General features: G+C 55.5%; 11 protein-coding genes. 7 read left to right on the top strand and 4 right to left on the bottom strand.

What is annotated here, in order from left to right:
- The first annotated feature begins 326 nt into the window (after positions 1-326).
- The 6 genes from ACG0Z5_RS14120 to chbG all read left to right on the top strand — a co-directional run bounded on the left by ACG0Z5_RS14120 (position 327) and on the right by chbG (position 5,570).
- Positions 327-647: a PTS sugar transporter subunit IIB gene (locus tag ACG0Z5_RS14120; RefSeq protein WP_394448256.1), complete on the top strand. Its 321-nt coding sequence runs from the start codon at positions 327-329 to the stop codon at positions 645-647.
- Between the two features lie 88 nt (positions 648-735).
- Positions 736-2,094 carry a PTS N,N'-diacetylchitobiose transporter subunit IIC gene (gene chbC / locus ACG0Z5_RS14115; RefSeq protein ID WP_319630085.1) on the top strand — a complete coding sequence of 453 codons (1,359 nt, stop codon included), beginning with the start codon at positions 736-738 and terminating at the stop codon, positions 2,092-2,094.
- A 56-nt stretch (positions 2,095-2,150) separates the two neighbouring features.
- Complete coding sequence (gene chbA / locus ACG0Z5_RS14110; protein ID WP_319630086.1) at positions 2,151-2,498, top strand: PTS N,N'-diacetylchitobiose transporter subunit IIA; 348 nt, start codon at positions 2,151-2,153, stop codon at positions 2,496-2,498.
- A gap of 30 nt (positions 2,499-2,528) precedes the next feature.
- Entirely contained in the window at positions 2,529-3,353 is an 825-nt protein-coding gene (gene chbR / locus ACG0Z5_RS14105; RefSeq protein ID WP_394448243.1) for a transcriptional regulator ChbR, read from the top strand.
- 99 nt (positions 3,354-3,452) lie between these two features.
- Entirely contained in the window at positions 3,453-4,799 is a 1,347-nt protein-coding gene (locus ACG0Z5_RS14100; RefSeq protein WP_394448241.1) for a 6-phospho-beta-glucosidase, read from the top strand.
- 12 nt (positions 4,800-4,811) lie between these two features.
- On the top strand, positions 4,812-5,570 hold the full coding sequence (gene chbG / locus ACG0Z5_RS14095) for a chitin disaccharide deacetylase (protein WP_394448239.1): 759 nt from the start codon (positions 4,812-4,814) through the stop codon (positions 5,568-5,570).
- A 97-nt stretch (positions 5,571-5,667) separates the two neighbouring features.
- Here chbG and katE read toward each other — a convergent pair whose 3' ends face one another.
- Positions 5,668-7,926 (bottom strand): catalase HPII, encoded by a 2,259-nt coding sequence (katE, locus tag ACG0Z5_RS14090; RefSeq protein WP_394448237.1) that lies wholly within the window; start codon positions 7,924-7,926, stop codon positions 5,668-5,670.
- A gap of 221 nt (positions 7,927-8,147) precedes the next feature.
- Here katE and cedA point away from each other — a divergent pair, with 221 nt between their 5' ends.
- Positions 8,148-8,390 (top strand): cell division activator CedA, encoded by a 243-nt coding sequence (gene cedA / locus ACG0Z5_RS14085; protein ID WP_319630091.1) that lies wholly within the window; start codon positions 8,148-8,150, stop codon positions 8,388-8,390.
- Between the two features lie 61 nt (positions 8,391-8,451).
- Here cedA and ACG0Z5_RS14080 read toward each other — a convergent pair whose 3' ends face one another.
- From ACG0Z5_RS14080 to citX, 3 genes are read right to left on the bottom strand one after another with little or no spacing between them, the layout of a single operon-like run.
- Positions 8,452-9,915 (bottom strand): anion permease, encoded by a 1,464-nt coding sequence (locus ACG0Z5_RS14080; protein WP_394448235.1) that lies wholly within the window; start codon positions 9,913-9,915, stop codon positions 8,452-8,454.
- A 24-nt stretch (positions 9,916-9,939) separates the two neighbouring features.
- A complete protein-coding gene (citG, locus tag ACG0Z5_RS14075) occupies positions 9,940-10,830 on the bottom strand; it encodes a triphosphoribosyl-dephospho-CoA synthase CitG (RefSeq protein ID WP_394448233.1) in 891 nt (296 codons plus the stop codon).
- Positions 10,805-11,353 (bottom strand): citrate lyase holo-[acyl-carrier protein] synthase, encoded by a 549-nt coding sequence (gene citX, locus ACG0Z5_RS14070; RefSeq protein ID WP_394448231.1) that lies wholly within the window; start codon positions 11,351-11,353, stop codon positions 10,805-10,807. Before citX ends, citG begins: the two co-directional genes overlap by 26 nt.
- Position 11,354 lies beyond the last annotated feature (1 nt).

The following is an 11,354-nucleotide window of genomic DNA, read 5'->3' as shown; positions in this document are numbered from 1 at the left end:
CAGATCGCGATGCGCCTGCTAGGGCGCGGCTGGTAACAGAGCCTTATAGGCGCACATGAAAAACCTCCGGCTATGCCGGAGGATATTTATTGTCTTAAGCCGCTTATTTAATTGCGCGAATTATTTGGCCAAAATGTGAGGGTAGTCATAAGCCGAGGTCAATGAGAGACAATTTAGGTTCACCAGGAATTATCTTGCCGCTTTCCGATGCCGTATACTCACCTCATAAACACAAAGTAACAATTCGTTACCGCCATTACGCCCCCGGTGAGAAAAAGGATGACACTCCTCACGGCGGGCAGAAAATGCACATTGAGGAAGCGATTATGGAAAAGAAACATATCTATCTGTTCTGTTCTGCGGGCATGTCCACATCACTGCTGGTGACCAAAATGCGCGCGCAGGCTGAGAAATACGAAGTGCCGGTGGTTATTGAAGCCTTCCCTGAAACCCTCGCGGGAGAAAAAGGCGAACAGGCTGACGTGATATTACTCGGACCACAAATTGCGTATATGCTGCCGGAAATTCAGCGTCTGCTGCCCAATAAGCCGGTAGAAGTTATTGATTCAACGTTGTATGGCAAGATCGATGGTTTAGGTGTACTTAAAGCCGCTGTTGCAGCAATTAAGAAAGCATCAGCGCAGTAACTTTTGATTTATTTTAATTTTCCCGTCAAAGAGTAATTTCACACACAATCGCCGCAATATTTGATTGCGGCCTTTAAGGGTATTTTCTATGAGTAAAGTTATTAGCTCTCTTGAAAAGGTACTCCTTCCTTTTGCTGTCAAAATAGGAAAGCAGCCGCACATTAATGCGATTAAAAACGGTTTTATTAAACTGATGCCGTTGACCCTCGCAGGGGCCATGTTTGTTTTAATAAATAACGTTTTTCTGAGTTTTGGCGAAGGCTCGTTTTTCTATTCTATGGGCATTCGGTTAGACGCTTCCACCATTGAGACCCTGAATGGTTTTAAAGCCATCGGCGGCAACGTGTACAACGGTACGTTGGGCATTATGTCGCTGATGGCGCCTTTTTTCATTGGTATGGCGCTGGCTGAAGAACGCAAAGTTGACCCACTGGCGGCGGGCTTATTATCCGTTGCCGCCTTTATGACCGTCACCCCTTACAGCGTCGGCGAAGCTTACGCGGTAGGTGCCAACTGGTTAGGCGGGCAAAATATCATATCGGGCATGGTGATTGGCCTGATCGTGGCGGAAATGTTTACCTTCGTCATTCGTCGTAACTGGGTGATTACCCTGCCGGATAGCGTGCCGACCTCGGTGTCACGCTCCTTCTCGGCGCTGATCCCCGGCTTCCTGATCCTGACCGTATTTGGCGTTATCTCCTGGGTTCTGGCGAATCATGGCAGCAACTTCCACCAGATTATCCTCGACTCTATCTCCAAGCCGCTGGCATCCATGGGCAGCGTGGTGGGCTGGGCGTACGTCATCTTTAACTCACTGCTGTGGTTCTTCGGGGTACACGGTTCACTGGCACTTACCGCGCTGGACAACGGCATCATGACCCCGTGGGCGCTGGAAAACATCGCCCTGTACCAGCAGTACGGCTCTGTCGACGCGGCGATCGCTGCCGGGAAAGAGTTCCACTTCTGGGCCAAGCCGATGCTGGACTCCTACATCCTGTTGGGCGGTTCCGGTGCAACGTTAGGTCTGATTATCGCTATCTTTATCGGTTCACGCCGCGCTGACCATCGTCAGGTTGCGAAACTGGCACTGCCATCAGGCATCTTCCAGATTAACGAACCGATTCTGTTTGGTCTGCCGATCATCATGAACCCGGTGATGTTCATCCCGTTCGTGCTTATCCAACCGATTCTGGCCGCTATCACGCTGCTGGCGTACTCGATGGGCATTATCCCACCGGTCACCAACCTGGCTCCGTGGACCATGCCGACCGGTCTGGGCGCATTCTTCAACAGTAACGGTAGCGTGGCGGCGCTGTGTGTCGCGCTGTTCAACCTCGGGGTCTCGGTGCTGGTCTACCTGCCATTCGTGGCGGTCTCCAACAAAGCACAGGCTGTTATCGAGCAGGAAGAGAGCGAAGAAGATATCGCTAACGCACTGAAATTCTGATGTAACGCGGTGCGGGAGGCGACTCCCGTACCGCCAGACGTAAAGAGGGAAAGAGTATGTTCGATCTGGAAAATATCGTGGCAGATGAGGTTGCAGAAAACGACCTCGAAGAAGTGGTGATGGGGCTGATTATTAACTCCGGACAGGCGCGTAGCCTGGCGTACACCGCGCTGAAACAGGCGAAGCAGGGTGACTTCGTCACTGCCAAAGCCACCATGGAACAATCCCGCGTGGCGCTGAGCGAAGCGCATCGCGTGCAGACGCAGCTCATCGAAAGCGATGAGGGTGAAGGCAAAATGAAGGTCAGCCTGGTGCTGGTTCATGCTCAGGATCATCTTATGACCTCAATGCTGGCCCGCGAACTGGTTGCCGAATTGATTGAGCTTCACGAGAAGGTACAATAACGGGCAGATACCACCATGAGGCAACCAAAGATGACGACCCTGGAAATCAGTACCGCGCTTGAACAACAGCTGTTTAACGGGAAAAATTTTCACGTCTTCATCTACAACAAAACGGAAAGCATCAGCGGATTACATCAGCATGACTACTACGAGTTTACCCTCGTACTGACCGGGCGCTATTACCAGGAAATCAATGGCAAACGGGTGATGCTGGAGCGCGGGGATTTTGTCTTTATCCCGATGGGGTCGTACCACCAGAGCTTTTATGAGTTTGGCGCGACCCGAATCCTGAACGTAGGCATCAGTAAGCGCTTTTTTGAGCAACACTATCAGCCGCTGCTGCCGACCTGTCTGGTGGCCTCACAGGTCTACTCGGTTAAAAGTACCTTTCTCAGCTATATAGAGTCGGTGATTGCGTCACTCAATTTCCGCGAAAATGAATTTGATGAGTTTATTGAAGTCGTCTCTTTCTATGTGATTAACCGCCTGCGTCATTTCCGTGAAGAGCAGACGCAGGATGTTATTCCGCAGTGGTTAAAAAGCACCGTCGAAGAGATGCACGATAAACATAAATTTGGTGAAGGCGCGCTGGAAAATATGGTGGCGTTATCCGGCAAATCTCAGGAATATTTGACCCGGGCAACCCAACGCTTTTACAGCAAGACGCCGATGCAGATAATTAATGACATCCGCATTAACTTCGCCATGAAACAGCTAGAAATTACCAATTATTCGGTGACCGATATTGCGTATGAATCAGGTTACAGCAGTCCGAGTCTGTTTATTAAGACCTTCAAAAAGCTGACTTCATTCACACCAAGCAATTATCGCAAACAGCTCACCGTGATTAATTAACGCTGTGCGGTTTGCCGCACGCACCCAATTCGATTAGCTATCCGCGCATAATGTGGAGCATCACTCACACGTTGTTCGCGGGTCACGAGGGAGAAAGTTATGAGCCAGAAATTAAAAGTCGTTACCATCGGCGGCGGCAGCAGCTATACCCCGGAATTACTGGAAGGCTTTATTAAGCGTTACCACGAACTGCCGGTCACCGAACTGTGGCTGGTAGACGTAGAGGGCGGTCAGGAAAAACTCGATATTATCCACGCCCTGTGCGAGCGCATGGTGCAGAAAGCGGGCGTGCCGATGACGGTGCATAAAACCCTGAACCGCCGTGAAGCGCTGAAAGATGCCAACTTCGTGACCACCCAGCTGCGTGTAGGCCAGCTGCAGGCGCGTGAAAAAGATGAACGTATTCCGCTGAGCCACGGCTATCTCGGCCAGGAAACCAACGGCGCAGGCGGCCTGTTCAAAGGCTTGCGCACCATTCCGGTTATCTTTGACATCATCAAAGACGTGGAGGAAATCTGCCCGGACGCGTGGGTGATTAACTTCACCAACCCGGCCGGGATGGTGACCGAAGCGGTGTACCGTCACACCAACTTCAAACGTTTCATCGGCGTGTGCAACATCCCAATCGGCATGAAAATGTTCATTACCGATGTGCTGAAGCTCACCGAAAAAGACGACCTGTCGATTGACCTGTTCGGCCTGAACCACATGGTCTTCATTCGCGACGTTATCGTCAACGGCGAGTCGCGCTTTGCCGAACTGCTGGACGGCGTGGCCTCCGGCAAGCTGACCGCCAACACGGTGAAAAACATCTTCGACATGCCGTTTAGCGAAGGCCTGATCCGCTCCCTGAACCTGCTGCCATGCTCGTATCTGCTGTACTACTTCAAGCAGAAAGAGATGCTGGCGATTGAAATGGGCGAGTACTACAAAGGTGGGGCTCGTGCTCAGGTGGTGCAGAAAGTTGAGAAGCAGCTGTTCGAGCTGTACAAAGACCCGGACCTCAACATCAAGCCGAAAGAGCTGGAGCAGCGCGGCGGGGCGTATTATTCAGACGCTGCCTGTGAAGTGATTAACGCTATCTACAATGACAAGCAGGCTGAGCATTACGTCAACGTGCCGCATCATGGTCACGTGGATAACATCCCGGCGGACTGGGCGGTCGAAATGACCTGTATCCTGGGTCGCGACGGCGCGAAGCCGCACCCACGCCTGACGCATTTCGATGATAAAGTGCTGGGACTGATTCATACCATCAAAGGCTTTGAAGTGGCGGCCAGCCATGCTGCGCTGAGCGGCGAGTTCAATGACGTGCTGCTGGCGCTGAACCTCAGCCCACTGATTCATTCCGACAAAGACGCAGAAGTGCTGGCCCGTGAGCTGATCCTCGCCCACGAGAAATGGCTGCCTAACTTTGCCGAAACGGTGAAAACCCTCAAGCAGTAAAAGGAGTTGCAGATGGAACGTGTGCTTATCGTGAATGCCGATGATTTTGGTCTGAGCAAAGGTCAGAACTACGGCATTATCGACGCCTGCAAAAACGGACTGGTGACCTCCACAACCGCGCTGGTGAACGGCGCGGCTATCGAACACGCGGCGCAGATGAGCCGCTGTTTGCCGGAGCTGGCGGTGGGGATGCATTTTGTCCTCACGCTCGGGATGCCGCTGTCGGCAATGCCGGGCCTGACCCGCGAAGGTAAGTTCGGAAAATGGATCTGGCAGATGGCGGAAGACGACACGCTGCCGCTGGAGGAAATTGCCCGCGAGCTGGACTGCCAGTATCACCGCTTTGTTGACCTGTTCGGCTGCGAACCGACGCACATCGACAGTCATCATCATGTGCATATGATCCCGCAGATTTTCCCGATTGTGGCGGCATTTGCCAAAGCGAAAGGGGTGCCGATGCGAATCGACCGCCAGCAGCAAAAGCTGCACGGGCTGGACGATTTGGGCGTGCGCAGCAGCGCCGGTTTTGCAGTGGAGTTTTACGGCGAGGCCATCAGTGAAGCGCTGTTCCTGCAAACCCTGGAAACCTCCGCTCAGGCAGGGGAGTCCTCGCTGGAAGTAATGTGTCACCCGGCGTTTGTCGATAATACGATTATGGGCAGCGCCTACTGTTATCCACGCCTGAAGGAACTGGATGTGCTCACATCGCCGTCGCTGAAGTATGCGGTGGCCGAGCGGGGATATCGTCTCGGGACGTTCCGCGACATATAACCGATTGAAACGTGATTTATTGGTGCCCGGCGTTCTCCCTGGGCACCGTGTTAGGGGTTAGGCCGGGCGGATGTCCCGGCATTTTTTTTCCAACGGATTAAGCCGGAATGGTCGCGATTTTCGCCTCGCGGGACCAGACGCGGTGCCCGGCCAGCAGAGTCAGGAAATCGTCCACCGATTTCTTGGTGACAGTGTCACTTTCGGCCACGCCTTCCTCACCTTTATCGCCAACGTTAATAACCGCTTTCAGCTTACGCGCATCGCCCGCCAGCAGGAGTGGTTTCAGATGCTTATAGGCTTCCAGCAGGTAGTAACGCGCATCGCCGCTTTTCTCCAGGCTGGCAATCTCCCCGCCCGGCACCGCCACGGCATCCACCGTTAACGACGGCGCCCCGGCAAAGGTGGCGCTGATGGTCAGGACCGACCCATCATCGGCGGTGAGTTCACCCATCCGGCTGTAAAGCAATTTGGCGTGAACGCCTTTGTCCTTCAGGCCTTGCAGCAGCGTCAGCAGCTGTTTCGCATCCGGTTTATCGCTCAGCAACACGCCGACCACCCGGCCTTTAACCCCGCCGTCTGGAATGGCGTACAGGCTTAGGGTTGGATCTTTTTTCAGGCCGTTCACATCGCCCGGCGCAGGCCGTTTAGCCTGTTCATCGCTCAGCGTAATACCGAGGTTTTCCCCGACCTTCTGTGCCAGCTGAATGTCGATATAGGTCAACTGATCGACCACGCGTTCGCGAATGTATGCCCTGGCGACCTTGCCGAGTTCAAAGCTGAACGCATCGACAATGTGCTGTTGTTCCACCGGGGTTTGACTCAGCCAGAACAGGCGCGGGTGGGCGTAATATTCGCCGAATGAGGGGCTACGTTCGCGAATTTTGCCGCCATCCACTCGCTCCTGATAGGACTCAAATCCGCCGTGTTTTGGCGCAGGTGGCGTTTCGCGTGGCCAGTTGTCGTTGATCGAGTTCGGCTCATAGTTGGCAGGGTTGGTATCGATATCCATCCGGTGCATGCCGTCGCGCTGGAAATTATGATACGGGCAAGTTGGACGGTTAATCGGGATCTCGTGGAAGTTCGGCCCACCGAGGCGGCTGATTTGAGTATCGGTATAGGAGAATAACCGTCCCTGCAACAGCGGATCGTTACTGAAATCGATCCCCGGCACGATATGCCCCGGATGGAACGCCACCTGTTCGTTCTCGGCAAAGAAGTTATCCGGGTTACGATTGAGCACCATTTTACCGACGCGCTGCACCGGCACCAACGCCTCCGGGATAAGCTTCGTCGGGTCGAGCAGGTCGAAATCGAACTTGAATTCATCCTCTTCCGGGATCAGCTGGAAGCCCAATTCATACTCAGGGAAGTCGCCCGCCTCGATGGCTTCCCACAGCTCACGGCGGTGGAAATCCGGATCGCGCCCGGTCAGCTTCTGCGATTCATCCCACACCATTGACGCTTTACCCGCCAGTGGCTTCCAGTGGAAACGGACAAACGTGGCTTTACCCTCGGCGTTGATCAGGCGGAAGGTGTGAATACCAAAGCCTTCCATCGTGCGGTAGCTGCGCGGCAGCCCGCGATCGGACATCGCCCACATCACGTTATGCAGCGTTTCCGGTTGCAGAGAGACATAATCCCAGAAGGTGTCATGCGCGCTGCCGCCCTGCGGAATGGCCCAGTGCGGTTCCGGTTTTACCGCATGGACGAAATCGGGGAACTTCATCGCATCCTGCAGGAAAAACACCGGGGTGTTGTTGCCGACTAAATCGAACACCCCTTCATCGGTATAAAATTTGGTGGCGAAACCGCGAATGTCACGCACGGTATCCGCCGACCCTGCGCCGCCCTGTACCGTGGAAAAACGCACGAAAACCGGGGTCGGTTTATCAGGGTGGGTCAAGAAGCTGGCTTTGGTGATATCGCTCAGATCGCTGTAAGGCTGGAAATAGCCGTGGGCGGCAGAGCCACGGGCATGCACGATACGTTCAGGAATACGCTCGTGGTCGAAATGGGTGATTTTTTCGCGCAGGATAAAGTCTTCCAGTAGCGTTGGGCCACGGCTGCCTGCGCGCAGGGAGTTCTGGTCATCGGCGATGCGCGTACCCTGATTGGTGGTGAGCGAGGCGTTTTCGCCACCTTTACGAAACGATTCCAGCGCGTCCAGTTTTTCGCTTTGGGTTTTCGGGGCTTTCAGACTACCGGGAGCAGTCGGTTCTTCCCCCGGAGCAGTAGGGTGAGGAGAGGCAAGGTGCGAGTTATCGGCGGGAGCAAGTGAGCCCAGCCCTGGCTTCGCTTCGGCCTCATCATGGACCGGTGAGTTATGATTCTTTTTAGGTTCTTGCTTCTTCGACATTGCTTTCGTCTCCTGTGGTCAGGGGTAATAAAAGGGTCGTTTTTGCGTCAAAACCCCTTAACTATAGAACATACCCCGGCAGGTCCTGACCAAACTGGGACAAATGCCTAATGCGCGTTGCCATTCCAGCGGTGATAGCACAGAGGGCGCGACGGTAGCGGTCACAATCGGCTATCATAGGAGTTTCATGACTTTTTTCCCGTTTTGGTGCTTTTCCGCTTATGAAACCGCTGCGTCAACACAACAATCGTCCCGTTATCAGCTATGTGCCACGTGTCGAACCGGCTCCGCCCGATCATGCTTCGAAAGTCGATGGCTTTCGTGACGTCTGGCTGCTGCGCGGAAAATACGTGGCGTTTGTGCTGATGGGCGATCGTTTTCAGCGTTCGCAGCCGTTTACCGGGCCAGAGTCTGCCCAGCGCTGGGCGGCACAAATGCGTCAGGAAGGGGAAGTGGAAGAGTAAAAGCGGAAGAGTAAAAGCGCTCCCTTCTGCGGTGAGAAGGGAGCCGGTCAGGCGTGCGGGATCAGCTCCACAGCGCCAGGATTGGCCAGCCGACCAGCAGCAACAGCGAGATGTAAATCACCCCGAAGATAGCCCCCAGACGCCAGTAATCTTTCGATTTCACGTAGCCACAGCCGTAGATGATCACCCCCGGCCCGGTGGCGTATGGCGTCAGGCAGCCCATGATCCCGATGGACAACACCAGCAGAATACACAGATGCTCCATCGGCACGCCCGGAATGCCTTTGCCTACCGCAAGGATAACCGGCAGCATGGTGGCCGTGTGGGCCGACAGGCTGGCAAACAGGTAGTGGGCGAAGTAGAACACCAGCACCAGCACGATAACCGTGGTGTTGGCTGAGAAGCCTTCCAGGTGCGAGCTCATGGTGTTGGCGAACCAGTCGATAAAGCCGGAGCGGGTCAGGCCGCTGGCCATCACTACCAGCGTCGCCAGGTTGACTAAGGTGTTCCACGCGCTGTTGTATTTGGTGATGTCTTTCCACGGCACCACGTGCAGCGCCAGCATCAAGGATACCGCCAGCAGGCCCACCGCCGTGGCGTCAATATACTCCCCGCCAAACACCCACAGACCGAGGCTTAACAGCACCAGGCCAATCAGGGTTTTCTCTTTCCCCGTCAGTTTGCCCATCTCTTTCAGCGCATCGCTGGCCCAGCCAGACACTTCTTCGCTGTGGGTAATTTCAGGTTTGTACAGCACGTAAGACAGCCACGGGGCGACGATCAGCAGGATAATGCCCACCGGCAGGAAGCTCAGGAACCACTGCAGCCAGCTTATCTGAATGCCCGCAATCTTGTTCACGAACTCCAGGCCAAGTACGTTGGGTGCCGCGCCGGTGACGAACATCGAGGAACTCAGGCTGGTACTGATCACCATCATCCACATCAGATACCCGCCGATGCGTTTTGACGACGGATCGTTAGGATATGATTTGAACAGCGCTGGCAGGTTTTTGATAACCGGGAATACGGTGCCGCCGGTACGCGCGGTGTTGGACGGCGTAAAGGGTGCCAGCAGGATATCAATAATCACAATGGCGTAGCCGAGCGTCAGCGTGCGCTTGCCCATGAACTTGACCATAAACAGCGCAATACGCCGACCGAGGCCGGTGACTTCATAGCCCAGGGCGAAGATAAAGGCACCAAACACCAGCCAGACAGTGGTACTGGAAAATCCTGCCAGCCCCCATTTCAGCGCCTGTTTGCCAGCATTGAAGGTGGGGTCAGCCAGTTCCTTGGCGTCGAACAGCAGATAGTCGCTACCGATGACGCAAATCGTGACTGCAATAAAGCTAATGGCGGTGGCGGGGATGGGTTCGAGGATCATCCCGACAATCATCGCCACGAACACCGCAAAGTAGTGCCAGGCCTGCGGCGGCATACCGTCCGGCACCGGGATAATCAGCATTACCGCCATCACCAACAGCGGGGCGATCAACTTCCATATATTACCTTTTGACACAGACATAACTGAAACTCCTGCAAGGATTTTTTATACGTTTCTGAGGTAAGGTGCAGCGCTAACTTCATGTAAAAAATGGGTCACGATCAGTAGGTCAGCGCTGCCGCCCGGGCTGAGATTGCGGGCAATGCAACGCTGGTCGAAGGCATGTAACTGAAACAGGTCGGCCGGGCGGCGGATGCCTCCCTGAGCGAGCAGCGTTTTAGCCTGTCGTTGTAGCCAGTTCAGGCCCTGCACGCCGCCCCGGGACGCCACGTTGGTATCGCCGTTGTGAGCCATCAGTAACAGCAGGGTGTCGAGCAGCGCCAGTTCAGGATCGATGCCCTCTGCCCGGAGTGTCTGGTAATGCGGCAGGGCGAGGTTGATAACCAACGGATAACCCGCCTCGGCCTCGCCCCGCGCCCCGGTCAGGCCCAGTTGCTGATACAACCGCTGGCCTGCGGTTTGTTTTGGGTTGTTACGTTGCAGCTCCCGGGCGGTCAGCCCCTGACAAAATGCGCTCACGGTGGAGCAGAGGGCTTCCGGAGTTACAGGCTGCTGGCGTTCGCGCAGGCGTCCCACGGCGGCGCAGAGTAACCCCAGCGAAAAAATGCTGCCTTTATGGGTGTTTACGCCCGCGGTGGCGCGGAACATATCGGCCTCGCAGCCAAGACCCAGCGGGCGCAGGCCGGGTAAAACCTCTGGCGCTGATAGCCCGGCCCGGCTCGCGCCATAGCGGATAAAACGCGGCAGCCACGGGCGGATTGCGTCGGCGCTATGGTAAAAGTCGACCAGGGCCATGTCCCGGTGTGCGCCGCTGTTAACCCGGTCAACCAGGCCCGGTTTAGGCGACAGATTTACCTCGGCGACCATTGCGCGCCAGGCGAGCCAACTGACCTGTTCAACCACCATCGGATCAGGCGTGGAGATGATCGGCTTCATGCAGCATTGCCTCCATGCGAGACAGCAGTTCGGCCAGCGGATGCGCGCGTTCTCTGGCGCAAATTCGGGCGTCGTTGTCACACAGCAGGCAACCCCGGGCCGGAAGGGCGAGTGCGGTGCGGGAAAGAATTTCCCCCTGCGGCGTAAGCACGTCGATATCCCACAAACGTCCCAGCGGGTGTTGTTGCTCCAGAGCGATAGCGGCCTGCTTCAGCGCCTGGGCCGGGGCCGCGACCGCCAGCAAACCTTCTGCCCCGGTCGCCAGACCCAGACAGGACTGACGTTGGATTTCCCACGCCGATGCCGCAAGCATCTCCCGCAGCGCCCGCAGGCCGTGATTAAAAATCCGCCGGGTCAGTTCGCTGTCTTTTACCGGGCCGGGGGCGAGAGTGGTGAACGAAATCAGCGGCAGTCCGTACTGCGCCAGCCACGTCTGCTGTCGTATCTGACGGGCATCACGGCTGGCAAGCAGTTCAGGCAGGGTAATAACGCGGTGGCTGGCACAGGTCAGATACAGCGGCATC

Origin of the sequence: Scandinavium sp. M-37, assembly GCF_043558715.1 — a bacterium.
Lineage (GTDB): Bacteria > Pseudomonadota > Gammaproteobacteria > Enterobacterales > Enterobacteriaceae > Scandinavium > Scandinavium vulneris_A.
This window is presented reverse-complemented; position numbering and strand designations above follow the sequence as displayed.